The sequence below is a fragment of the Rossellomorea sp. DA94 genome (genome assembly GCF_029834455.1).
Taxonomy (GTDB): Bacteria; Bacillota; Bacilli; order Bacillales; family Bacillaceae_B; genus Rossellomorea; species Rossellomorea vietnamensis.
The window spans coordinates 1,554,739-1,580,076 of the sequence record NZ_CP122397.1 but is presented as its reverse complement, the minus strand read 5'-3'; the positions used below and the strand labels follow the sequence as shown (position 1 = coordinate 1,580,076).

Annotated in this window: 25 protein-coding genes; 12 read left to right on the top strand and 13 right to left on the bottom strand. The window is 43.9% G+C overall.

Annotation, left to right across the window (positions count from 1 at the left end; all coding sequences use genetic code 11):
- Positions 1–179: 179 nt before the first annotated feature.
- Positions 180–1,052 (top strand): SDR family oxidoreductase, encoded by an 873-nt coding sequence (locus P8596_RS08275; protein ID WP_034763409.1) that lies wholly within the window; start codon positions 180–182, stop codon positions 1,050–1,052.
- 68 nt (positions 1,053–1,120) lie between these two features.
- Here the strand turns inward: P8596_RS08275 and P8596_RS08270 are convergent, their stop codons facing one another.
- From P8596_RS08270 to P8596_RS08250, 5 genes are all read right to left on the bottom strand, one after another.
- A complete protein-coding gene (locus P8596_RS08270) occupies positions 1,121–2,152 on the bottom strand; it encodes a LacI family DNA-binding transcriptional regulator (protein ID WP_034763407.1) in 1,032 nt (343 codons plus the stop codon).
- Positions 2,153–2,282: 130 nt separating this feature from the next.
- Positions 2,283–3,818, bottom strand: a complete 1,536-nt coding sequence (locus P8596_RS08265) for an alpha-amylase family glycosyl hydrolase (protein WP_279726562.1) — start codon at positions 3,816–3,818, stop codon at positions 2,283–2,285.
- Positions 3,819–3,856: 38 nt separating this feature from the next.
- Positions 3,857–4,699, bottom strand: coding sequence for a sugar ABC transporter permease (locus P8596_RS08260; protein ID WP_219166967.1), 843 nt, complete (start codon positions 4,697–4,699; stop codon positions 3,857–3,859).
- 1 nt (position 4,700) lies between these two features.
- Complete coding sequence (locus tag P8596_RS08255; RefSeq protein ID WP_224520473.1) at positions 4,701–5,987, bottom strand: carbohydrate ABC transporter permease; 1,287 nt, start codon at positions 5,985–5,987, stop codon at positions 4,701–4,703.
- Positions 5,988–6,136: 149 nt separating this feature from the next.
- Positions 6,137–7,411, bottom strand: coding sequence for an extracellular solute-binding protein (locus P8596_RS08250; RefSeq protein ID WP_254653570.1), 1,275 nt, complete (start codon positions 7,409–7,411; stop codon positions 6,137–6,139).
- A gap of 292 nt (positions 7,412–7,703) precedes the next feature.
- Between P8596_RS08250 and P8596_RS08245 the strand changes: the two genes are divergently transcribed.
- The 4 genes from P8596_RS08245 (at position 7,704) to P8596_RS08230 (ending at position 12,989) form a co-directional block, all read left to right on the top strand.
- Entirely contained in the window at positions 7,704–9,464 is a 1,761-nt protein-coding gene (locus P8596_RS08245; RefSeq protein WP_224520475.1) for an alpha-glycosidase, read from the top strand.
- 112 nt (positions 9,465–9,576) lie between these two features.
- Positions 9,577–10,932: an MATE family efflux transporter gene (locus tag P8596_RS08240; protein WP_224520476.1), complete on the top strand. Its 1,356-nt coding sequence runs from the start codon at positions 9,577–9,579 to the stop codon at positions 10,930–10,932.
- A 267-nt stretch (positions 10,933–11,199) separates the two neighbouring features.
- A complete protein-coding gene (locus P8596_RS08235) occupies positions 11,200–11,541 on the top strand; it encodes a P-II family nitrogen regulator (RefSeq protein ID WP_224520477.1) in 342 nt (113 codons plus the stop codon).
- Positions 11,542–11,603: 62 nt separating this feature from the next.
- Positions 11,604–12,989, top strand: a complete 1,386-nt coding sequence (locus P8596_RS08230) for an ammonium transporter (protein ID WP_224520478.1) — start codon at positions 11,604–11,606, stop codon at positions 12,987–12,989.
- Positions 12,990–13,097: 108 nt separating this feature from the next.
- Here P8596_RS08230 and P8596_RS08225 read toward each other — a convergent pair whose 3' ends face one another.
- The 4 genes from P8596_RS08225 to asnB form a co-directional block, all read right to left on the bottom strand.
- On the bottom strand, positions 13,098–13,934 hold the full coding sequence (locus P8596_RS08225; RefSeq protein ID WP_279726561.1) for a phytoene/squalene synthase family protein: 837 nt from the start codon (positions 13,932–13,934) through the stop codon (positions 13,098–13,100).
- Positions 13,900–15,402 (bottom strand): phytoene desaturase family protein, encoded by a 1,503-nt coding sequence (locus tag P8596_RS08220; protein ID WP_224520480.1) that lies wholly within the window; start codon positions 15,400–15,402, stop codon positions 13,900–13,902. Before P8596_RS08220 ends, P8596_RS08225 begins: the two co-directional genes overlap by 35 nt.
- Positions 15,399–16,922 carry a phytoene desaturase family protein gene (locus tag P8596_RS08215; RefSeq protein WP_224521117.1) on the bottom strand — a complete coding sequence of 508 codons (1,524 nt, stop codon included), beginning with the start codon at positions 16,920–16,922 and terminating at the stop codon, positions 15,399–15,401. The genes P8596_RS08220 and P8596_RS08215 overlap by 4 nt, the downstream gene beginning before the upstream one ends.
- Before the next feature lie 333 nt (positions 16,923–17,255).
- Positions 17,256–19,112: an asparagine synthase (glutamine-hydrolyzing) gene (asnB, locus tag P8596_RS08210; protein ID WP_224520481.1), complete on the bottom strand. Its 1,857-nt coding sequence runs from the start codon at positions 19,110–19,112 to the stop codon at positions 17,256–17,258.
- Between the two features lie 149 nt (positions 19,113–19,261).
- Between asnB and P8596_RS08205 the strand changes: the two genes are divergently transcribed.
- Positions 19,262–19,825 carry a DUF2777 family protein gene (locus tag P8596_RS08205; protein ID WP_060670340.1) on the top strand — a complete coding sequence of 188 codons (564 nt, stop codon included), beginning with the start codon at positions 19,262–19,264 and terminating at the stop codon, positions 19,823–19,825.
- Positions 19,826–19,970: 145 nt separating this feature from the next.
- On the opposite strand, the gene P8596_RS08200 is transcribed toward P8596_RS08205, so the two are convergent.
- From P8596_RS08200 to P8596_RS08190, 3 genes are all read right to left on the bottom strand, one after another.
- Positions 19,971–20,342, bottom strand: a complete 372-nt coding sequence (locus tag P8596_RS08200) for a YisL family protein (RefSeq protein ID WP_224520483.1) — start codon at positions 20,340–20,342, stop codon at positions 19,971–19,973.
- Positions 20,343–20,414: 72 nt separating this feature from the next.
- Positions 20,415–21,284 (bottom strand): fumarylacetoacetate hydrolase family protein, encoded by an 870-nt coding sequence (locus P8596_RS08195; protein ID WP_224520484.1) that lies wholly within the window; start codon positions 21,282–21,284, stop codon positions 20,415–20,417.
- Positions 21,285–21,308: 24 nt separating this feature from the next.
- A complete protein-coding gene (locus P8596_RS08190; protein WP_224520485.1) occupies positions 21,309–22,496 on the bottom strand; it encodes a DUF418 domain-containing protein in 1,188 nt (395 codons plus the stop codon).
- A 130-nt stretch (positions 22,497–22,626) separates the two neighbouring features.
- Between P8596_RS08190 and P8596_RS08185 the strand changes: the two genes are divergently transcribed.
- From P8596_RS08185 to P8596_RS08160, 6 genes are all read left to right on the top strand, one after another.
- Positions 22,627–22,848 carry a spore germination protein gene (locus P8596_RS08185; RefSeq protein ID WP_224520486.1) on the top strand — a complete coding sequence of 74 codons (222 nt, stop codon included), beginning with the start codon at positions 22,627–22,629 and terminating at the stop codon, positions 22,846–22,848.
- Between the two features lie 13 nt (positions 22,849–22,861).
- Positions 22,862–23,086 (top strand): spore germination protein GerPB, encoded by a 225-nt coding sequence (locus P8596_RS08180; RefSeq protein WP_224520487.1) that lies wholly within the window; start codon positions 22,862–22,864, stop codon positions 23,084–23,086.
- Between the two features lie 32 nt (positions 23,087–23,118).
- Complete coding sequence (gene gerPC, locus P8596_RS08175; RefSeq protein WP_224520488.1) at positions 23,119–23,748, top strand: spore germination protein GerPC; 630 nt, start codon at positions 23,119–23,121, stop codon at positions 23,746–23,748.
- Positions 23,723–23,902: a spore gernimation protein GerPD gene (locus P8596_RS08170; protein ID WP_224520489.1), complete on the top strand. Its 180-nt coding sequence runs from the start codon at positions 23,723–23,725 to the stop codon at positions 23,900–23,902. The genes gerPC and P8596_RS08170 overlap by 26 nt, the downstream gene beginning before the upstream one ends.
- A 3-nt stretch (positions 23,903–23,905) precedes the next feature.
- Complete coding sequence (locus P8596_RS08165; RefSeq protein WP_224520490.1) at positions 23,906–24,313, top strand: spore germination protein GerPE; 408 nt, start codon at positions 23,906–23,908, stop codon at positions 24,311–24,313.
- A 77-nt stretch (positions 24,314–24,390) separates the two neighbouring features.
- A complete protein-coding gene (locus P8596_RS08160) occupies positions 24,391–24,618 on the top strand; it encodes a spore germination protein (protein ID WP_479567038.1) in 228 nt (75 codons plus the stop codon).
- A 46-nt stretch (positions 24,619–24,664) separates the two neighbouring features.
- Here the strand turns inward: P8596_RS08160 and P8596_RS08155 are convergent, their stop codons facing one another.
- Positions 24,665–24,967: an HNH nuclease-like protein HlpB gene (locus P8596_RS08155; RefSeq protein WP_034763372.1), complete on the bottom strand. Its 303-nt coding sequence runs from the start codon at positions 24,965–24,967 to the stop codon at positions 24,665–24,667.
- Positions 24,968–25,338: the final 371 nt, after the last annotated feature.

Below are 25,338 nucleotides of genomic sequence, written 5' to 3'. Positions count from 1 at the left end.
AGGCTCCCCATATGAGGAGCCTGCTTTTTTAGTGGGCCCGAAATCCTACTGATTCCTCCTCCCCACACCCAAACTCAAACCTCATCCACCCTCTCCATCCTCAAAAAACACGTTAATAATTATTTTTTCCGGGTAAACACTATCTTAAGATAACCTAAACCTTTAAAGGAGTGTTTTCATTGTCTCAACAACAACAAAACCAGAAGCAGACTTTTCCCCCTCAGCACCAGGATCATCAGCCTGGTACAGTGGATGAAATGAACCCCCAGCCCATCCATACGGATCAAAACTATAAAGGCAGTGGGAAGCTTGATGGAAAGGTCGCACTCATCACAGGAGGCGACAGCGGGATCGGCCGGTCGGTTGCCTGGTACTTCGCAAGGGAAGGCGCTCATGTAGCGATTTCGTATTTGGATGAACATGAAGATGCGAATAAAACGAAGGAACTTGTAGAAGCTGAAGGGGTCAGATGCATCCTATTACCAGGTGATGTGGGCAGTTCGACTTTTTGCAAAGACATCGTGAGTAAGACGATATCCGAGTTCGGGAAACTTGATATCCTCGTGAACAACGCTGCCGAACAGCACCCTCAGGCAGGACTTGTGGATATTAGCGATGAACAGTTAGAGCGTACATTCAAAACGAATATCTTCTCCATGTTCTATTTGACGCGGGCTGCCCTCCCCCATCTCAAGAAGGGAGCCTCGATCATCAATACGGCTTCAATCACAGCCTATAAAGGAAATAAGGATCTGATCGATTACTCTTCTACCAAAGGCGCCATTGTAAGCTTCACCCGCTCACTGGCTGAAAACATCGCAACAGACGGCATCAGGGTGAACGGGGTCGCTCCAGGACCGATTTGGACTCCTTTGATACCATCGACTTTCAGTTCACAAAAAGTGTCGGAATTCGGAGCGAATACACCCCTTGGACGGGCTGGACAACCGTTTGAATTAGCACCTGCCTACGTGTATCTTGCCAGTGATGATTCAAGCTACGTGTCAGGACAGATGATTCATGTTAATGGCGGTACCGTCATCAACGGATAAGACAAAAGCGACTGAAGTTCATGACCCCCTTCTTTTTTTGAGGGAGTCATCACTTCAGTCGCTTTTTATTAGGACTTCACTTTCCGTTCACCACAGGTACACCGGGTCACTAGATGGTGAGGAACAATGATTCTCTTGATCGGTTCTTTCGGATTCTCTATTTTCTGGATCAGGCTTTTCGCAGCTTCATTCCCAAGGTTATAAATATTGATATCCACTGAAGTAAGCGGGGGTCTGGACATTTCCGCCAGGAGAACATTATTGAAGCTGACAATGGAGATGTCTTCCGGGACACGGATGCCCATCTCATCCAATGTATTCAAGACCCCAAGCGCCATCAAATCATCGGCTACAACCAGGGCAGTCGGGGGTGCTTCCAGCTGCATGAGCTCTTTAATGGCTTCACGCCCCCCTTCCCGAAGGAATTCTTCGTGTATGATATATTCGTCCTTCATATCGATCCCGGCATCACGGAGGGACTTCTCGTAGCCTAACAAACGCTCGACCGTCACAACCAGATTCAGGTCTCCTCCGATGAAGCCGATGCATTCATGTTTAAGTCCGAGGAGGTAGTCCGTCACTTCTTTCGTTGCCCGGTAGTTGTCATTATCCACATGTGTGATTTCTTCACAATATTTATATGGCTTCCCGACGACAACAAAGGGGAAATCACGATTCTTCAAGTAGTTCATCACTTTATCTTCTACCTTTGAATATAACAGGATGATTCCGTCCACCCGTCCACCCTGTACCATCTGGACGACACCTTCATAAATTTCCTCTTCAGATTGACCGGTGGACATTTGAAGGGCATACTGTTTTTCCTGAGCCCCTTCACTCAATCCTCTTAAGACCGTCGGAAAGAATGGATTTTGCGAGAAAGCACTGGCGGAACCCGGTAATACAAGTCCGATCACCTGTGTGGACTGATTTGCCAGACTCCTTGCAATGAAGTTGGGATGGTACCCAAGTTGCTCCATCGCTTCCCGGACTTTTTGTTTTGTTTTTTCACTTATTCTTGGATTGTTTGCGATCACACGCGAAACCGTGGATGGCGCTACGTTTGCAAGTTTTGCAACATCCTTGATGGTAACAGCCATATATTCCACCCCCCTTTATTAAAAATGCGGACCCGTAGGCGGGCTGCTCAATCATAAAATTAAAACGCTTCCAATTCTGTATGGTTAAAATGGCAGCAGGGCTCATCGTAAGGGCCCTGCTCTTCACTCATTACTTGTTCTTCGCTTTTCCACGTTTCTTTACAAGATAAAGGAAGAGGAAGAAAAGGAAGTACATGATTCCCAAAGCGATCAGATAAGGATAATTCAGTCCGCTCTTGTTTTTGAGCAAGTAGATTTCCGACTCTTCTCGATCGAGGACAAGCTGATAATTTCCATCCTTGTCACTGCGGACCAGGTCATCACTGATCAATCCTTTTAGTTCATGGTTATCCGCCAGATCGTCTTTCGTTAATTGAACATTTTGTGTTTCACTCGTGTTGTTGATGGCGATGACGATGGTCTGATCTTTGTATGTACGCTTAAAGATTCCCATCCCATCTTGATTGTAGATCGGTGTGATATCCCCTCTCGTCAGTGCGGGATATTCTTGACGAATTTCACCTAACCGGGAGATATAATCCATGAGTTCCTTATCAGCCCTGAAATTCATAAAGCGGCGATTGTCAGGATCATTTCCCCCGTCCATCGCTATTTCAGATCCGTAATAAACAATCGGAATTCCCGGGGTTGTATACATATACGTGAGGGCAAGCTTCCATCTCGTTCCTGGGAAGAGCTTCTCTTGAACAATCATTCTCGTAAATCGTTCCATATCATGGTTATCAATGAATGTTCCCATCACATATGGATTGTCATAGAACGTTTCATTGTACTTCCAAAAGTTGAATAACCGATCCATGGACGTATCGGGCTTTTGGAAGACGGAGCGCATTTCTTCCGCTTGGGGAACATTGACGAATCCATCGATCCCTGTCCCATTATAGGCAGCGATTTTTTCCGGATCTCTGTCGTTCACTTCACCTAACAGGTAGAAATCTTCTTTCACCGACTTCACTTCATCGCTGAACTCATCCCAGAACTCCTGCGGGACATGACGTACAGTGTCGAGACGATATCCATCGATATCGGTTTCTTTGATCCACCATTTTGCCGCATCGAATAAATAGTTTTTCACTTCGGGATTTTCTGTATTTAAATCGGGAAGATCATATAACCAGGCATTCTGAAGACTTTCTTCATTATTGAAGTTCATCGGCTGTTTTTCATGGAACCAGTCCTCTTTTTCAGGGTCATTGACCCAGGGATGTTCCGGCCCGACATGGTTCACAACAAAGTCCAGCATCACCTTCATATCCCGTTTATGGGCTTCTTCCACAAGCTTCTTGAATGTCTTCATGGAGCCGAAATGTTCTTCGGTTTTGTAGAAGTCTGTAATCCAATAACCGTGATAACCCATCGGTTGATTATCAAATATGGGGGTCAGCCAAATAGCAGTGAATCCCATATCCTTGATGTAATCCAGTTTATCGATGATTCCTTGGAAATCCCCGCCCTGATAGGCTTTCGGATCCTTCGTGTTAACATCTTTATCATTGCTTGTATCCCCATCATTAAAGCGATCGACCATTAGAAAATAGATGGTCTCATCCTGCCATTTGCGTTCTTCTTTTTCAACTGCTCCTACCGGAAGGGCGTAAAAAAGAAGAAACGGGACTAAAATGAGAGATAATACTCTTCTTTTCATCTCCGCTCCTCCTAAAAATGTTAGTAACGCCTATAAGATTATCCTTTTGTACCCCCTGCCGTCAATCCTGAAACGAAGTATTTCTGGAAGAACAGGAATAATAGGGCAATCGGTACGGCAATCAATACAGAACCGGCAGCGAAAGTCGTGAATTCCGCTCCGAACTGTTTTGCCACCATATCATAAAGGGCAACCGGTAATGTGTACATCTTTTCTGAACGTAACAGGATACTTGCAATGATAAAATCTGCAAATGGTGCGATGAAAGAAAACAGTGCAACCACCGCAATGATCGGCTTCGCAAGGGGCATGACGATCTGGAAGAAAATCCGTAAATGTCCCGCTCCGTCCATCTTGGCTGATTCATCAAGCTCTTTCGGGATCGTATCCAGATACCCTTTCATCAGCCATGTGTTCATCGGAATTTGACCTCCAACATAAACGAGAATCAAACCAATGTGAGTATCTAAAAGTTTCGTTAATAGTGCCAGTACGAAAATCGCAATCAGTGCTGCGAAGTTCGGTATCATTTGTAAGATCAAGAATGTCATCAGACCATTCTTACGACCGGCAAACCGGTAACGTGAGAATGAATAGGCCGTTAAACTTACAAGCAGGACAGTCAGGGCCATCGTGGATAAACTGACCTTCAATGAATTCCAGTACCAAAGCATATAATTACTTTTTTCGAGATCAAATAGTTCTTTGTAATGGGCCAATGTTGCATTCTTCGGAATAATGGATGAACCAGATAAACTTTGACCCGGATTGAAAGAAGATCCAATGATCCAGGCAACCGGGTAAAGGATCAAGGCAAACATGATTCCAATGGCTGCGTATGAAAGTGTCAAACGTATGAGTTTCTGTCTCTTCATATTCATATTACATCATATCCTCTTCTTGGAATGATTTCGTTCTCTTGAACTGCCAGATCGCTACAGTGATGACGATGATGGATAATAATAAAGTAATGGCAGCGGCTTTCGAATACTGTGCGGATGTCATCGTCAGACTGTAGATCCAGGAGATCAGGATATCCGTCCCACCTGCATTTTGTCCGGTTAAGGCCGGTCCACCGCCGTTAAATAAGTAAATGACGTTGAAGTTATTAAAGTTAAACGTGTATTGTGTAATGATGATCGGTGCCGTTGCAAAAAGGACAAGTGGCAGCGTGATATTCTTGAATTTCTGGAAAGCTGAAGCCCCATCGACCGTCGCTGCTTCATAAAGTTCATCGGGAATCGATTGAAGCACCCCTGTTGTCATGGCAAAGATGAACGGGAAGCCGAGCCATGCCTGGATTCCGATCAAGGCGATTCGTGTATACATCGGTTCGGTCATCCAAGGTAATCCTTCAATGCCGAAGAAGCCCAGGATGTCCCGGTTGATCGTTCCGAATGATTCATTGAACATTCCGGCGAAAACCAAGATCGAAACGAAAGCCGGGATTGCCCATGGCAGGATGAATACCGTACGGATGATGGCTTTCCCTTTTAAATCCTTTTGATTCACAAGGATGGCAAGGAATACACCAAGTGCCACTTGAAGGGTTGTCGCTCCGAACGTCCAAACGAGTGTCCAGGCAAGTACTGTGATGAATGTTTCTCTCCATATATCAATCTTGAAGATATCAACAAAGTTTTGAATCCCTACCCAGTCGACCAGTTTAGCTGGTGGTGAGTGATACAGATCATAGTTTGTAAACGCCAGTAAAACGACAAAGATGATCGGGAAAATGACGACGAACACGAGTAGTAAGAACCCTGGAGACATAATGAGATATGGAAAACCATTATCAATCAGATTTCTGTACTGCTCGCGGATCGTGCTAAGCTTCTCTCCCCTGTCGCGCTTCTCTCCATTCTTAAATGCATCCCGGAGATTAAACAGATAAAAACCGATTCCAAAAATAGATACTATGATTGCCAAGATACCGTATACCATTAAGAAAATGGAATGATCTCCGTATGATACATCTGTCCCAAGGGTCGTAATCCCCCATAATCCGTAGCCGATCAAGTCTCTGAAGACAAGAATAAAGGCGGCAGTCATGATCAGGAAGAATCCGCCTTTTAGAAACTGCCTATGATACATCTGACCTAAACCAGGGATTAGGGAAAGGGCCAGCGCTGTTTTTCTATGATTTGTTTGATAGGATTGTTGCTCCATCCTATATTCCCCTTTCTACGTTCACAGTTTTGATAAGCTTCAAGAGCTTTTTAAGAAAAGAAAGCTTTTTTCCTTAAAAAGCCCTTGAATAGGTCTTTAAAAGGATAGCAGTACCTCTCAAGATGAGAAGGTACCGCTATGTTCAATGATTAGTTGGAGTGATTCGCATCAATGTTCTGCTCAATTTGCTTAACTGCAGCATCAAGAGCCGCTTTCGGTTCCTGCTTACCTGTTACAACCGTTTGAAGTGAATCAGCCATTGGTCCCCAAACTTCTCCCATCTCAGGGATGTTCGGCATTGGAACCGCGTATTGAGATTGCTCAGCAACCGCTTTTGCACCAGGATTGTCAGCGATCGCAGGATCGTCGATCAGACCTTGGTTTGTTGGAACTTCCTGAGTTTGTTCGAAACGTAATTTAGCATACTCGTCTTGAGTGATGAATTCGATGAATTTTTGAGCCCACTCTTTGTTTTTAGAGTAGCCTGACACATGCCATCCTTTAACACCCATGAATGTTTTCATCGGCTCACCGTTTGGAAGCTTAGGCATTGCAGAGATACCGATGTCGATGCCGGCATCTTTATACCCTTGGAAAGACCAAGGTCCGTTCATGACAGACGCTACTTTTCCTTCTCCGAAAAGACCGTCAAGTGCAGATCCGCCATTTTCCCCGATGATTCCTTTAGGGAATAATCCTTCTGTATACCATTTTTGAATATATTCAGTACCTTCAACAGCACCTTCATTATTTAACCCAAGATCTTTCGCATCTAAAGCACCATCTTTTTCAGCAAATACATATCCGCCGAATCCACCGATCGGTGCATGTGCGAAATAGAAGTTATCCCAAAGAGCTAAGAAACCATATTTTCCGTCTTTTGTGAAATCTTTAGAGAAAGTGTAAACTTCATCCATTGTCTTTGGAGCTTCTTCCATTAACGCCTTGTTGTATACAAATACAGGCGTTTCAGAAGATTTTGGCAGTCCATATAACTTTCCGTCATAACTTTCAGCTGTCATAGAAGACTCGGTGAAACGCTTTTCAATGTCCCCGTCCACTTCTAAAGGAGCGATATGCCCTGCAAGAGCAAGCTCACCAATTTGGTCATGCGGTAATGTTAAAACGTCCGGGCCCGTTCCTGCTGGACCGTCTAAACGTAATTGTTCTTTCATCTTAGTAGCCATTTCTACTTCTTTCACTTCAACCTTGATACCAGTTTCTTCTTCGAACTTGGCACCTACTTCATCCAGCCATCCAGTTTTCTCTTGGTCTTCCCAGACAACCAGTTTTTCAGGTTTGTTTGCATCGTCTGTTTTCTTCTCTCCGCTGTCACCTGATCCTTCCTCACGGTTTGGACCACAAGCAGCGAGCGCCCCTAGTACAAGCATGATTACCATAAGCAATGATAACGCTTTCTTCATTTCGACCCCTCCTAAGTATGGTGAAACTATTAATTCATGTTTTAGATTGAACAAACGCTTGCACATACTATGACTTAATCTCTAAAGATATCGCTTACATTCTCTTGTGAAAACGATTGCACAACCTACTTCTTATTATACAAACTAAATCTCCTTTGACAATACTTTTTTTGAAAATTTTTGCGTATGACCTAAAAGAAAAGAAAACGCTTTACTAGTTTGACTGCCTATCATTGACAACATTGTTGGTTTGGAATACTCTTTAATGGAATGAATAAGAGGAGGATATACGATGCTACTGGAAGCCATCTATCATAGACCGAAAGATAATTATGCATACGCTTGCACAAATAATGAATTACACATACGGATTCGCACGAAGAAAAAAGACGTCGAAACCGTCACTCTCCTCCACGGAGATCCCTATCAATGGGAAAATGGAAAATGGCAATATGATCGCAAGGAAATGGTTTTAACCGGAACGGATAAGTTGTTCGATTATTGGTTTGCTTCCGTCTCCCCTCCATTCAGACGGCTTCGCTATGGTTTTCTCCTCGATGACACAACGGATGAAGTCTTTTATGGAGAAAAGGGATTTAATGATGCACCTTCCACTGATATAGGGGACTATTTCTGCTTCCCGTTCCTGAATACCATCGATGTCTTCGAAGCACCTGGCTGGGTGAAGGATACGGTCTGGTATCAAATTTTTCCTGAGCGCTTCGCAAATGGGAATACGGAGAATGATCCAGAAGGGACACTGGATTGGAATAGTACAGAGCCCACACCGACCAATTTTTTCGGAGGGGACTTAGAAGGCGTGATCCAGAACATTCCTTATTTAAAAACGCTTGGAATCTCCGGGATTTACTTTACCCCGATTTTTAAAGCGCATTCCAATCATAAATACGACACAATCGATTATTTCGAAATCGATCCCCAGTTTGGGACGAAAGAAACATTGAAGGAATTAATCAAGGTCTGTCACGAGCATGATATCAAAGTCATGCTCGATGCCGTCTTTAATCATAGCGGCTTTTACTTTGATCAGTTTCAGGATGTGCTGGAAAAGGGCGAGGATTCTCCTTATAAAGAGTGGTTTCATGTACATGAATTCCCATTGGATATCGAAAGTTCGCCTCCCAATTATGATACCTTTGCATTCGAACCTTCCATGCCAAAGTTAAATACTGAGAATGAAGAGGTGCGCAATTATCTATTGGAAGTGGGCCGCTACTGGATAAAGGAATTTGATATCGATGGATGGCGTCTCGATGTAGCCAATGAAGTCGATCACCACTTCTGGCGTGAATTCCGAAAAGAAGTAAAAGGGATCAAGCCGGAGCTGTATATCTTAGGGGAAATCTGGCACGATTCCATGCCCTGGCTACGTGGAGATCAATTCGATGCTGTCATGAATTATCCTTTTACGACCAATCTATTGAATCTGTTTGCCCACCAGACCATTTCTGCTTCACAATTTGCAGAAAACATGACGTCTGTCGTTCATATGTACCCTAAGAATGTAAACGAAGTGAATTTCAACCTTGTCGGTAGTCATGATACACCACGAGTATTAACAGAGTGCGGCGAAGATATCCGACGTGCTAAACAAATCTACACGTTCATGCTCTCCTTTACCGGCACACCTTGTATTTATTATGGTGATGAAATCGGTCTGACAGGTGAACAGGATCCAGGATGCCGTAAATGCTTCCCATGGGACCAGGAACATCATAACGAGGAGCTCTTCGGGCATATACAGAAACATATCGCCCTCCGGAAGAAATACTCACTGTTAAGCAATGAAGGAAATCTGACATTCTTACCCGGTGATCTTCATGAGCATTGCCTTTCATTCACCAAGTCAAACGGAGAAGAAACAATCTTTGTTTTATTAAACTGCAGTGAAGAATCGACCACCTACTCCCTTCCTTTTGAGTTGAAAGGAAAGAAGATCACCAATCTGTGGAATGGGGAAGATTTTGCCGCAGAAGCAGAGTCCATCGAGGTGGCACTCGAAGGGTATGGATTTGCCATTTTGAAATTCTAATGATGCTTATTTCCTAAACAAGAGGGACTACACCTTAACGGTTAGTCCCCTTATCTATTTCATATGTAATGAATGCCGGTTTATGCCCCCGGTAAGCAAAAGGAGAAAAACTATGAGCAATAACCAAAGAAACATGACCCTCTTTGCCTTGACCTGGCCGATCTTCATTGAAATTTTCCTTCACATGCTGATGGGAAATGCGGATACGTTAATGCTGAGTCAGTACTCCGATGATTCAGTAGCAGCGGTAGGGGTCTCCAATCAGATCCTTTCTCTCATCATTGTGATGTTTGGATTTGTCGCGACGGGTACAGCCATCCTAGTGGCCCAGCATCTCGGGGCGGATGAGAATCGCATGGCAGGGGAAGTGTCGATCGTTTCCATTGCTGTCAATCTACTATTCGGACTCTTATTGAGTATCGCCCTTGTATTTTTCAGTAAGCCAATCTTATCATCTATGGATCTCCCCCGTTCACTGATGGATGAAGCTTCTTCCTATTTAAGAATCGTGGGAGGCTTCGCTTTCATCCAGGCATTGATCATGACTGCAGGAGCCATCATGAGGAGCTACGGCTATACAAAAGACGCCATGTATATCACAATCGGCATGAATATTATCAACGTGATCGGAAACTACCTATTTATTTTTGGACCGTTCGGTGTCCCGGTATTAGGCGTAGAGGGTGTGGCGATTTCCACCATCACTTCAAGACTGATCGGATTCATCGTAAGTATCATCGTGATAAAGAAACGGATACCCACTGCTCTTCCATTCAGAAGATTATTGAATCTGCCTCTCTCTCACGTTAAAAATTTACTGCGGATCGGCATCCCCTCTGCAGGGGAGCATCTTTCCTATAACGGGTCACAAATGGTCATTACCTACTTCATTGCGAGTATCGGGACCAATGCTCTTACGACGAAGGTATATGCCCAAAATCTGATGATGTTCATTTTCTTATTCAGCGTCGCCATCAGCCAGGGAACACAGATCATCATCGGACACATGATCGGCGCCAGGGATTTTGACAGTGCTTACGAACGATGCCTGAAAAGCTTAAAGATCGCAATCATCATCTCGCTCATCATGGCCGGAGTTTTTTCCGTTGCAGCAGAACCTCTCCTCCGCATATTTACGAGCAACGAAGAAATCATTTCCCTTGGTAAAACATTGATCTATCTGACCATCATTCTCGAGCCGGGAAGAAGCTTTAACTTAGTGGTCATTAATGCGCTTAGGGCAACAGGTGATGTACGCTTCCCAGTCTATATGGGGATCTTATCCATGTGGGGAGTAAGCGTCACGCTTTCCTACATTCTCGGAATCTCGTTCGGACTCGGACTTATCGGAATCTGGATCTCCTTCATTGCCGATGAATGGCTGCGTGGAATCATCATGCTCAAACGCTGGAGATCCAAAAAATGGATCCATAAACGATTTATCCAACATGATAAAAACGCTGTTTAGAGGGACGGACCTTCCTTTAAGCGGTTTCGAACTAACACCCCTCCCATCATTAAAAAAGAGTCAGCTCTCCAGTCGAGCTGACTCTTTTTTCCTTCAAATGAAAACGCCCTCATTCATAAATGTTATGTTTTTTTACATAAAAACGCTTTCATTACAAATTAATACTTGAACTTTTGTTATTTTCTGAATATGATAAATGATATAACTTATTCATGTCATAAAACCTAACATGAAGAAACACCAATTTTATAAAAGGAGGAAATCATAATGAAAAAAGTGGAAGCCATTATCCGTGCGGAAGCGTTTCTGTCCCTGCGAGAAGCACTATGTCTTCGTGGATTCAGCGGCCTGACAGTATCAGAGGCAGCTGGGTGTGGAAAACAAAAAGGGAAACAGGGGATATTCAGGGGGAATAAATTTGAACTGCAGTTAGTCCCCCGCGTAAAGGTGGAAATGATCATCGACGATGGACAGGTGGAAGACATCATTGATCTCATCGTTGAACATTGCAGTACAGGCACCGTTGGCGACGGTAAGATTTTCATCTATCCCGTCGAAGATGTCATCCGCATCCGTACAGGCGAACGAGGAAAAAAAGCCGTTTTGTAAATCACTTCTTTCTTCACACAGTCATTTAGCTGCTTTACCAAACCAATACTGGAGGGATTCCATTGATTAAAAAAATTACTTCTCTTATGTTCCTGTCGTTTTTTGTTAGCACTACAGCATTCGCAGCTGCCCCTACCGCAGAGTCTGTTCAAGCATCCGTCGACTCCCTGTGGGTGATGATCGCTGCAGTCCTTGTGTTCTTCATGCATGCCGGATTTGCCATGGTGGAGACCGGATTCACCCGCGCCAAGAACTCTCTTAATATCCTCATGAAAAACTTCTTAACTGTAGCCATTGCCTCTGTTCTTTATTTCATCGTAGGGTTCGGATTCATGTTCGGCGGGTCATCAGGCGGCCTCATCGGCACGGACAGCTTTTTCCTATCAGGACGGGAAGACATCGGTTTCTTCTTATTTCAATCCGTATTTGCCGCTACCTGTGCCACGATTATTTCCGGTGCTGTGGCTGAACGCATGAAACTTAAAAGCTATATCCTTTTGACCATTGCCATGACAGGAATCATCTATCCGATCGTCGGACATTGGGTGTGGGGCGGCGGCTGGCTTTCTGAGCTTGGGTTCGTCGATTTCGCCGGATCTACTGTCGTCCATTTAACTGGTGCAGTTGGCGCATTCATCACAGTCTTATTCCTTGGATCCCGCGTTGGGAAATACAGCAAAGGAAAAGTGAATGTCATCCCGGGCCATAATATTCCCATCGGTGCCCTCGGTGTGTTCATCCTTTGGTTCGGCTGGTTCGGGTTTAATGGAGGAAGCAGTCTGGCCGCAGATCCCACCCTTGTCCCGCACGTCATCACGACGACTTTATTTTCAGCTTCCGCCGCCATTCTTTCATCCGCTTTTTACACGTTGATCCGATTTAAGCGAATCGATCCATCCCTTACATTAAATGGCGCCCTCGGCGGACTAGTGGGTATCACCGCCGGTTGTGCAAATGTATCACTGGCCGGTTCTCTCGTGATCGGTCTGATCGCTGGAGTTGTTCTGGTAGAGGCTGTCACCTTCATCGATTCGAAATTGAAAGTCGATGATCCTGTTGGGGCCATTGCCGTTCATGGAATTTGTGGAATATGGGGTACAGTGGCTGTGGGACTGTTCGACGTTCAGAACGGACTTTTATATGGTGGAGGCGCTACCCTGGTCGCCACTCAAGCCCTTGGGGTGTTAGCCGTCATTGCCTGGACGTCCGTTACCGTTGGTGGATTCCTATTCATCGTAACGAGACTATCAAGTATCCGTGTCTCCCGTGAAGAAGAACTTTCAGGGCTCGATTTTACGGAGCATGGTTCCAATGCCTATGAATTAAAGGATACAGTATTGGAATCGAACGTTTCTTCCGCTTCCCCATTCGGATCTGACTTAGTCGAGCGATTGAACTCGATCGGAACGGGAAATGTAAATGATATGAATCAACGGAACACAATCTGATTTTGAGTAAGAGCTGCTTTATGCGGCTCTTTTTTCTTTTTCAAAATGGACACAGGACAACAATAAGCTCATATGGAAGGCATCCGTACAGCCTCCATACGAGCTTATTTATGAAATGGATGAAATGATCTTTTCTTTCGCATCTTTTGATACATAGTGCTTCTTGGAAAAAACATTATAGTCATTCGTTCTGACTTCGTTCAGAATCGCACGGTACAATAGGGCAGCACCTTTTACCGGGGTCCTCGAATACATAGGATAAAGATTCATGGTACGAAACGCTTTTTCATAATAATCTTCTGCAAGTTGGGCCATTTCTTCCCATATAGACTGAAAGGCTTCATTGATTCGGTGTTCTTTTAAATCCGTTACGGTATACTCATATTTCACTAATAGATCCTGAGGGATGTATAATCGACCCCTTTCAAGATCCTCGCCGATATCTCTTAATATATTGGTCAGCTGCATGGCATAACCAAGGTAGATCCCATCTTCTCTCAATGACTGTTCTTTCCCGGGGGCAAGGATGGGCAGGAGCATTAATCCTACAGTACTCGCCACGTGATAGGAATAGTCAAGGACATCGTCCATCTTGACGTAGACCTTTTCACCAAGGTCCATCCTTTGCCCCTTTATCATGTCCCGGAAAGCTTGAATATCCATGTTGAACCGTTTAAACACATCATCCAACGCTACCCACATAGGCTCATCCGGGGGATAAAAACCGGTCAGATACGATTCGAATTCCATTTCGAACCGGCGCAATTCCTCTGAAGGATTCGTGCCCTCGTCAACGATATCGTCTACTTTGCGGCAAAAGGCATACACAGCCCACACAGCCTTCTTTTGGTCTTTCGGCAGTAATGAAAAAGCTCTGTAAAAAGTTTTGGAATGAACTTTTATGATATTTTCACAGTGGTCGTATGCTTCCAAAATCTTGTTCATGTAAGGACACATCCTTCCTTTCTGATTCTGTTTCGCAATGTTCCTTAAAGGCTTGGGCTACGAGCTTAGCACCCTGCATGACAATCGGTACTCCTCCTCCAGGGTGGATGGATGCCCCCACAGCAAAGATGTTCTTCTCCGGAAAGGGTTGTACCTGGGGTCTGAAGGGACCGGATTGACCCAAGCTTGGCGCAATTCCGAAGCTCCCCCCTGAATATAACCCTTCTTGCATCGCCTCTTCAGGCGTCCTGATTTTCATCCATGTTATCCGTTTTCTCAGTTCTTCGAATCCCCTTTCTTCCATTGTATCCAATATAAGGTCGGAAAGGTATTCTGAAGCTTCTTTCCAATCCAATTTCTCCGACACAGGAACCGGTATGAGGACATAAAGGACACTCTTACCTTCAGGGGCAAGTGAAGAATCGACCTTGGAAGGATTGAATACATAAAAGGAAGGTTCTTTAGGAATTCTCTTATTCTCGAAAATATCCTCCATATTCCCAGAGAAATCTTCATTTAAATAAAATTGATGCATTTCCTTATCATCATACTTCCCGTCGACTCCCATATATAAAAGCACACAGCCTGATGAAGGCTTATACGGTTTGGGCGCTTTCTTCCTTACTAATTTGGATGCTGTAGGAAAATCCCCATTAATGATAACCGAATCGACCGGCTCCCTCTGTTCTCCAAGGATGATATGCGTCGCTTTGCCTCCTTTCGTTTCGATTTCCGAGACGGGTGAGGAGGTCTTGATCTTCACACCATGCAGGTTGCACGCTTCCTTCACATGGTCCAATAGCCCAGCATATCCCCCTTTTATATAGTAGATGCCGTGCTTATGTTCACTGAAGGACACCAGGCTGTAAATCGCCGGGGTCGTGTAGGGATTGCCGCCGATATATAGTGTTTGCAATCCATAGGCTGTCTGCAACTTCACATGTTGAAAATAATGCTTTAAGTTCCCCATCACATTGCGGTATGCCTTCAGCTTAAACAATGACCCTAGTGTTCGGGGATTGAGATAATCCCTCTTTTGCAGAAAAGACGTTTCAAGAAATTGGGGCTTCCCTATTGCAAATCGTTCATCCATATCGCTCATAAATTGAATGAAGCCTTCTTCATCCCCGGGAAACTTCTTCTTGATCTCTTCATATTGCTTATGAATATCGGCATATTTCGTATACGTTTGCCCATCAGCAAAATGAACATCATAGAGGGGGTCGCAGCGAACGAATTCTATTTCATTCGTATCTATGCCCGCTTCCGAAAGGATGGACATGAGCATGTCTGGCAGGAGGACAATGGTAGGTCCCTTATCAATCTTGTAATCACCATCCTGAACAAAGGCAAGACGTCCACCGATGATCGGCTCTTTCTCATAGACCGTAACGTCGTGACCGTCTTTTGCAAGTAACAATGCCGAAATCAATCCACCGATACCTGATCCTACGACTGCTGTTTTCATAGAGCTTCCTCCATCGTTTGTTCTTTCGTGAACGAGTGTGAAGGGTCTTCATTCATCAACATATTGGTCGTGATCCTCGCAGATTCCAAGATTGTAGGCAGTCCACTCCCAGGATGCGTGCCTCCGCCGACCAACCAGCAGTGTTCGAGTTCTTCAAATTTATTATGTGGGCGGAGTGCCATCATTTGCGTTAATTGGTGGCCAAGATTGAAGGTGGCACCTTCATATATGTTGAAGTCGGTCTCCCAATGATGGGGGGAGATGACCTTTTCTACCTTGATGTGATCCCGGATATTCTCTAAACCTGTCTTGCTCTCCACTGCATCCAATACCAGATCCCGGAACGTTTGTTCATTTTCTGTCCAATCGATCCCGCTTACATTATTAGGTACCGGCGCAAGGATGTATAATGTGGAATGCCCCGGCGGCGCCAGTGTTGGATCTGTCACTGATGCATTTTGGATATAAATCGAAGGGTCCTCTGAAAGGGTGTATGTCTTTGTTATCTCCTCTACATTTCGCCTGTAATCCTCCGCGAACACGATACTGTGATGAGGGAGATCATATTGTTTATCAAGCCCCAGATAAATCATAAATGTGGAACAGGAGTATTTTTTCTTTTTCAGCTTTTCTTTGCTGTATTTTTTCAAAACCCCCTCTTCCACCAGGTTGGTCATGACATGAGCAAAGTCCCCGTTGATGATCACTTCATCCGCTGCAACTCTCTCCCCATTTTCAGTTATGATCCCTTTTACGTCATTTCCGTCTTCAATCCACAATTTCTTGACACCAGACCCGAGATGGATTGAGCCCCCATGCTCCTTCACCACTCTTGCCATGGCTTTCGATAATTGATTCAATCCGCCGATCGGGTGAAAGATGCCGTATTCGTGCTCCATGAAAGACAAGATGGAAAAGGCGCCCGGACACTCCCAGGGGGACATGCCTAAATACTTCGACTGGAAGGTGAACGCGAGTCGCAATTCATGTTCTGTAAAGTAATCACTCAACACGCTGTATAGGGATTTACCCAAGGATAATTGAGGAAGTGCCCTCAATACCTTCCAACTGATATATTGATAATATCGATCCATCGGGCTCTGTAAAATCGGTTTCAAACGTTCCATTTTTTTACGGGTATCATTCATGAAACGTGTATATCCTTCTGAATTCCCTGGATAATGTCGTTCGATTTCCTCCGATAACGCTTCGGGATCTTTATACATTTTGACTTTCTTATCTTTAAAAATGAGTTCATACATCATGGAAAGCTCCCGCAGGTCAACATAATCATGGAGATTCCTTCCTGACGCCTCGAATAATTCTTCTGCTATCTCCGGCATGCTGAGGAATGTCGGCCCAATATCGAATGTATAGCCATCCATCGTGACCGAACCATTTCTTCCTCCCACAAATGATTGCTTCTCATAGATATCTACTTTGTACCCTTTACTGGCAAGAAGCATTGCCGCGGCCAGGCCCCCGGGACCCGCACCAATGACGATTATCTTTTCGGCCATCATTATAGCCTCCAATGTCTTTTATTTGTACAATTATTATACAACACTTATACAACTGTTTTCCACTCTGAAAAAACAATAAACTTTATTTTTCCAACTAAATTTGTTTTTCCCTCTCCATTGGACTTGTCCTACACCCAATAAACCCTTTAAAACCGCAATCGGATCTCTTTCCCATCATTTTGTTGCTACATAGCAACAAAATTCAAAGCCAGAGCAAATAAGAGGCATAGTAAAAGGATTCTTATCCTTTTACTATGCCTCCATTTCAATCATTCATACTTTCATTCTATGTTTGTACCTGTCTCTACATTCTTTGTCGCTTTGATTGCTTTACTCCACAATTTCAATATTATAATCCTTGAACCACACATGGATCTGGGCAAGGTGGGCAAGTAGTTGGGGACCGGTCATGAGTTGGCCGTACCAGGGGACTTCAAAGGCAGCTCCCCCGCTAGCGACGATTTCTTTGAGTTTCGCCTCGTCAAATAATTCATAGAGAATGCTTGACTTGTCTTCCAGGATTTCATTGAGCCAGTCACTGACCAGTTTTGTATACTCCGGGTGATGGGTTTTCGGGTATGGGCTTTTCTTTCGGTAAAGGACTTCATGGGGAAGTACGCCTTCAAGTGCCTTCCTCAGGATGCCCTTTTCCCTGCCTTCATGCATTTTCATCTCCCACGGGATATTCCACACGTACTCTACAAGTCTATGGTCTGCAAACGGCACACGGACTTCGAGGCTCGCTCCCATACTCATGCGGTCCTTTCTATCCAGCAAAGTCGTCATGAACCATAATAAGTTTAAATAGAATAATTGTCTCCTTTTGGTCTCCAGTTCATTTTCCCCATCCAACAACGGAGTTTCGGCAACCGTACGATCATACTGCTCCAGAACATATTCCTCGAGGTTTAATTTCTTACTCCACTCTTCTTTGAGAAGCCCCTGTCGTTCCGCTGTGGAACGCATCCAAGGGAATCCTCTGCGGTTGAAATCTTCCGGGCGGTGAAACCACGGATACCCCCCGAAGATTTCATCCGCACATTCACCTGATAGCCCTACGGTAAAGTCCTCTTTGATTTCCCTGCAGAACCATAAGAGAGATGAATCCACATCGGCCATACCCGGAAGGTCCCTTACATGCACGGCTTCGATCAGATAATCCTTTAACTCTTGTTGACTGATTTCACATTTGTGATGAATCGTATCAAATTCAGCTGTCATCTTTTCAATCCAAGGGGCATCGGAATTCGGTTGGAAATCATTCGCTTTAAAGTATTGATCATTTTCTTCATAATCAATGGAGTACGTGTGGAGTTTCCCTTTCCCCTCATCCTTATACGAATTTGCTGCCACCGCCGTAATCGCACTGGAATCGAGTCCTCCCGATAAGAATGTGCACAGTGGTACATCGGAAACCAGCTGCCTCTCTATGGCATCCGTAAGCAGAAAGCGCACTTTCGAGACCGTCTCGATGAACGAATCCGTATGCTCCTCACTTTTTACATTCCAGTATCTCCAAATAGTCAAGCCTTCCTTAGAGAAGATCATGCTGTGGGCGGGACGCAGTTCCTTCACCCCTTTGAACACCCCATTCCCGGGAGTGCGGGATGGGCCGAGGCCGAGCACTTCTGAAAGCCCCTGCAGATCAACCTGTGGCAAAACATCAGGATGAGCAAGTAAAGCCTTGATTTCTGATGCAAACAGGATCCCGTCATCCTTTTCAAAATAAAATAAAGGCTTTACGCCCATTCTGTCCCTGCCTATAAAGGCATGCCCCTTCTCACTGTCCCATACGGCAAAGGCGAAAATCCCGTTCAGTTGCTCGACACATTCTTCCCTCCACTCAATATAAGAGGTTAACAGGACCTCGGTATCAGAATGCCCTTTGAAGGTATATCCCTTCTCTATAAGTACTTGTCTAAGATCTTCAGTATTGTATAGCTCTCCGTTATAGCAAATGGTGAAAAGGTGTCCGTCATGGTGGAGGCTCATAGGCTGCCTTCCTCCTGCCGGATCCACTACGATCAATCGTTTATGACCGAACGCAGCATGCTGGTCGACCCATACATTCGTTTCGTCAGGTCCCCTTTTAGAAAGGGTTTCCGCCATTTTTTCAACAACTTCTTTTTCATTCGACATATCTTGTTTATAATCGATCCAACCTGTAATTCCGCACATAGTGATCATCCTCACTTTCTAGTCAAACAAACTGGGCTCACTGACACATAAATTATTCTATGCCCCTTTGAGAGAAATGGTTAATTGTCTCAATCAATCTTTACATGAATGAAATATGATAATTATGACAAGAAATGTAGTTAAGGAGGGATATTCACTTGAGCAACATATTTCGATCAAACATTTTAAAATCCCAAAAAAGATCTTTTTCCGAAGGCACTGCTTTATTCGAAGAAGATACATGGTTCTTTTTCGAGATCGACGCCGAGGAAGAATCTGAGCTCGAATTTTACCTCAATCATGAACTGAAAGTGTATAGAGATGGAGAGTGGCTTTCTGGCGTTCTCTTGGAAGACGGTATCATCGTCACCCCCTATGAGCGAATAAGAATCGAGAATGGCGATCGAATTCAAATAAAGAAGAATATATTGTATTCATTGGAGAATTTATTAGAAGAGATTTCGGATGATGCCTTTCATCAGTTTACAACAGCCTTAAATAACCTTGGCTATTCGATTTATGACAGTATTTTTTGCCATAACCACCTTGTCTTCCTCGGAAACCAAAAAATCAAGGAAGGCGTAAACTTCATTACGTTTGATAACGGTGTGGAAGTATGTGCCGTCCAGCATCACTTCACCTACTACAAGAAGAAACGCGACCGCTTTGAATTCACTTTAAGTACGGGTAGACGAATTGTCATTGAAAGCTTCAATATTTAATCGTTCCCCACATACAAAAGACAAGCGCCTGTCAGGTAAGATACCCGACAGGCGTTTGTCTATCATCAATCGATAGTAGTGCGAGATATCTGACGAAAAGATCAAAATAAAAAAGCCTGCTCCATAAATGAGCAGACTTTCCAGCTTATGCAAATGGATGTAACCCAAGTGGTAAACGCAGTCCCAAGTATAGAACAATGAGTAGCGCGACCACCATGACAATCCACAATACATTCGTGCTTTTCCCTTTATTCATGCGGACCAGGATCATCTCAAACATCCCGATCACCCATATTCCCACCAATCCTTTAATGCCATAAAGGGCCGGATTGATTCCCTGATGCTTCCAGAATAAAAGGGCACCGGTTAGAATAATGAGCAAGTAAAATAATCGTAAGATCATATGTACAACTTTCATGCCTTTTTTCTTTCCTGCGTTATGCAGTCCGACCGCTACAAAGAAAAGAATGATGGCAACGACCCATGTTGTAATATGGGCATGTGTATTATCAAACATATTGAACCTCCTACAGGTAGATAGTTTACGCTCATAATATTACCACAGTCTGTACATCAACAGAAATTTTAACTAAGCCTGTAACCGATTTGTCAAAATTCCCAATCCTTCTATTTCGATTTCCACTACATCTCCCTTTCTTAAAAAGCGTGGGGGATTGTAGCCTTTTCCGACTCCAGAAGGTGTTCCTGTCGCAATGACATCCCCCGGCAACAGCGTCATTCCTTTAGACAGGGTGGAAATAATCGTCGGAATGGAGAAAATCATTTGTCCCGTATTGGAAGACTGGCGGATTTCGCCATTGACCTTCGTGGTGATGGACAGATTCTGAGGGTCATCCACTTCATCCTTTGTCACAAGGGATGGACCCATGGGGCAGGTTGTATCCAGGCTTTTCCCGATGAAAAATTGGCCATGCTTTTTTTGGAGGTCTCGGGCTGTGATATCATTCAGGATCGAATAACCAAACACATGGTCCATCGCTTCTTCAGGAGAAATCCCTCTCCCTTTCCTTCCTATGATGACGGCCAGTTCCCCTTCATAATCAAGCTCCTCCGTGATGTCATCATGATGAAGCACCGTTTCCCCGTGACCGATGACCGTGTGGGTTGCTTTCGTGAAAATCATGATATTCTTCGGGATATCCTGTTCACCGCCCATTTCAATGGCATGTTCACGATAGTTCTTTCCTACACACATGATGTTTCTCTTCACTCTCGGAATCGGGGAAAGCCACTGCACTTCATCTTTTCGGAATGATGGAAGAGCTCCACCCTTTTCCCTAAGAACCGCTTCCGCACGTTTAAGAAAATCTTCCCCGGCTTCGATTCCCTGAAGTAAATCCCCGGGTAATTCATCCACCCCCGCTAAATCAATGATCCTTCCTTCCACTTCCACTCCATATGTTTCGTTCCCCTCAACTGCATAGCTAACGAATTTCATCCTTCTTCATCCCCTTTTCCAGTTTTACACTTCTCCCTTTTTCACAACATTGCGTCTCCCATAACTTAATACTCGCCAAAGCTTTTCAACAGGTCCATATTGAAACTTGGATAACCAAATTTCAGAAAGGATCACCTGTATGACATAAATCCCCACTGCGAGCATCGTCCCTGTCGTTAACGTCACTTCTCCGTAAAGTCCAAACCCATAGGAATAGAAAATCAGGGTGCCGATGATGGATTGCATCAGGTAATTTGAAAGGGACATCTTCCCTACTGAAGCGAATGGCTTGCTCCATTTCATCATTTTTTCATTCAACAATAATAATGAAAGGATTATTGCATAAGATACTGATAAGAACGGACCTCCTAAAAAGTCCTGTATATAGCTGTAAGCGAAGTTGGACTCAATGAGTAACGGCAGCGATTTAATGATGATTCCAACGAGTAACGTACATCCACCCGTTATCATCCAAACCTTCTTATGCTTTCTGACTTTGCTCAATAGCTGAAGTTTACTTGCGCCTGCCCCGATCATCATCATAGGAAGAATCGAAAGTAATAAGAATAAAAGATTGTCAGGTGAGTTCACTATATACCAGTCCTGAAAGCGCTGTTCCATGATACTGCTGAAGCTTCCTGACGCATAGGCGGCGACCGAATCCTGCAATGCGGCAATGTTCGTATAATTGGTCACACCCGTGGGATCAGAGAATGTCATCAACACTAGTAAAATACTAAAGAACAACTGCGGCATGAGAAATAGAATTCCTCCAAGCCACATTAAGCCCTTCCCGGAAAGCCGCATGAAACCAAGAAGGATCAGACCGAAAACGGCGTAATTTATCAGAATGTCCCCTGACCAGATCAGGAAGGCATGAATACAGCCGATACCCAATAAAATAAGGAGTCTTCTTACCCCAAACAGGTAGAAGGACGTTCCTTTCATCGTTGCCCTTTGCTGCTGAATCCCCAGCCCATAGCCAAACATCATGGCGAATAAGGGATAGAAACTCGCTTGGACCAAAACATCAATCCAAGGAAATAATGCCGTATCTTCAGGCGTTTTCCACCAGGTATACGGATCAAGGTACAGAAACGGTGAATGAAAGGAAATCATGTTGATGATAAAGATGCCAAGCAGAGAGAATCCCCTGATCACATCGAGAGTTACAATACGTTCTGATTGTTCAATTGGCGACAAGTTGTTCATTCATTTTCCTCCGAAATCATTGATCTAATTTCTATTCTAACCTGAAACGGTCATTTAGGCGATTATCACCTATTCATGTTCTTAACATAGAATAACAATAATTAACTTTGTCTTAAAGGTGTGAGTCAGAATGCCTGCAATTGTAGGAATAGCACAAGTCATAAACGTCGGTTCCAGTGCCGTCTTTCACATTGGGGACGTCTTTAACATCAGTCCGATATCAACAGCCAAAACCTTTGCCGGTGCAGGTTCATTTATTACAGGTAGAGGGATTTCCGTCTATAATGAAAGTTCCTTGACCTACACGGTTGACGACGATGGAATGGATCAAGGAATAAACTTTACCCTATGAGTGTGATGCGAAAATGACGAATTATTATGTTCAACAATCCATACAGATACACTTCATTAAAATCGGGGGAATGTCCAATTCTTCCGTATTGCAGATTGGTACATGCGGACAAATAAATACAAATGACTATCTGTATAATACCGGTGGTTTCACAGAACCTGCTCCTGAAGCAGAAAAGAACGGGAGTGTGTCACAGGGACCATCAGCATCTCCTTTAGTTCCTCTTCAAAGGCCTTAAAAAGAGTCCGCGACAAGAAAAGAGGTGGCAGGATGACTAATTACTATATGACACCCCAACAACTGTATCAGTATATCGACATGTTGAATTCGAGAATTGTCGCGTTAGAAAAGAAAGTAGATGAGCTCTCACAGGAATTGACGACGATCAAAGATACCCCCAAGATCAATGTTGAAAAAATTGAATATAAGTTCGATCAGCTTAAAGTCGAGTCTCTGGACGGCACATTGAACATCGGCCTTAATCCAAGTAATTTAAAGGATACGATAGAAGATATGGCCGTGGATCAGAATGTGAATGTCGATTCGATCAAAGACCTGACTCCTTATAAAGAAAGAATAACGAAAGAAATACAAGCGTACATTCAAAACGAAGTACCTGCCCTGATTCAAGACAACGAAATGCAATTCCAACGATCCCTCGATCCTTCCTATTATGAAATGGTGCAGCAAGATCTTCTGAATCAGATGCCGCAGAGAATCGATTTCTATCTGGAGAACATACCGCATGTTGAGTCCAAACAATCTGAAGGGGAATGGGAAAGAAAAATCATTTCAAAAATCAAACAGGATATTCAAACGGCACTCTTCTCCTTTATGTCCCAGATGCCGGAGAATATGGAAGGGATGAATAACAATGAACCTCCAAGTAATCAATCGTGAATTGTCCGTCGGTAATATCGAGATTGCAGGGGTGGCGAGCTCGTCCCTCGTCCTGATCGGGGACGCTGATATCATTCAGCTGACTTCTGCATTCGATACACCGCCAGAGTCATTGATCGTCGGTCCATTCGTTCCACTGACACCGAAAGGATGATTGATGTTTAAGCGTTATTCGATTGTAAACAAATTAGATGGCATAACGTTATCCTTTAGCTCTCTCTATCAACTAGGCGATTCCGAAAATATAAATGCTCTATCCTTTGCCTATGCGGTCCAACGAGAGAAAGAATTTTTCTTGACGAGTGAAGGAAGTTTTGATTCTGATGTTTTTCAAGGTCCACTGAAAAAACCTCCCATCGATCCAACAGTGAGAGTCAACAGACTGAACCTTTGTCCGATCAAAGTGGATCAAATATTTGTAAAGGCTACAGCGTTCTCTTCCATTATCCATATTGGAAATACGTCAAATGTTGCAATGGAAGCAAGGGTAAAACATATCCGACAACTTGAGCCTAAAAAACATGAAGAGCTGGAAAACTTTGAAACCATAGACCAGCCGGACTAGAAACCCGTAGAAACGGGGAACATGAACATTCTAACCTATTCCACATAGGTTAATTGTATAGATATTTTTTGAAGAGGATGTTGAATATGCCCGCTTTAGTAGGTCCTGTCGCTATTCTTAATGTAGGCGGAGGAAGTGTACAGTTTGGGGATACAGGTATTATCTCCCCTAAGTCCGCATCGAAAACGTTCAGTGGTTCTGGTGGATTCAATACCGGACCATTTCAACTGAGCTACAATGTATTTAGTGTTAATACAACATTTGATTGCAACGTGGTAGACCAGCCAATTACCGGAAATAACTAAAAAACCAAAAAGCCCACCAGCAGGCTTTTTGGTTTTTTTGTATCGACTATCTCTTCTTTCTTCGCTCGTGACTTTTCTTTGTTTTGATTAACTTCGTAGGCGGCTGCTTACGGATCCATTTTATGAATGCATGAATCTTCTCATCTTTTCTTAACTCTTCAATTGAATTCAATCTAGCGCCAAGCTCGTCATTTGTGTAAAGGGAATGAATCTGTTTGTGACAAGGGATGCATAGTTGTGCCGTGGGGAGGAATGTTCCCCCGACCTCCTTAGGTGTGAGGTGATGAATCGTGATCTCTACATTTCTCCTGGCACATAACTCACATGCACCAATTGCTCTTTTACTCATCTTTCACCATCCCTCAATAAGTGTTTAGTATAGGTATTCCCCTGTAGTAGCAAAAAAATGGGCTGGGAGATAACTAAATCCATTTGCTCTAAAGGAACAATAAAAGTTAGGATCACTTGTTACACCGCTATTGATTTCCGTGCAAGACTTCGCTTTCCTCGGGCGGAAGGCAAGCCTCCTCGTCGCTAACGCTCCTGGCGGGGTCTTACCTATTCCGCTTTTCCCGTAGGAGTCTTCGTCTTGCACTCCAATCAATAGCTAGAACCTGCTTTATACACTGAACGTGCTTTAGCAATAATTATAAAAGGAACATTTCACCAGAATGTTATACATACACAGACTGCAGGTTTCGAATCTTCCCTCATTTTAGA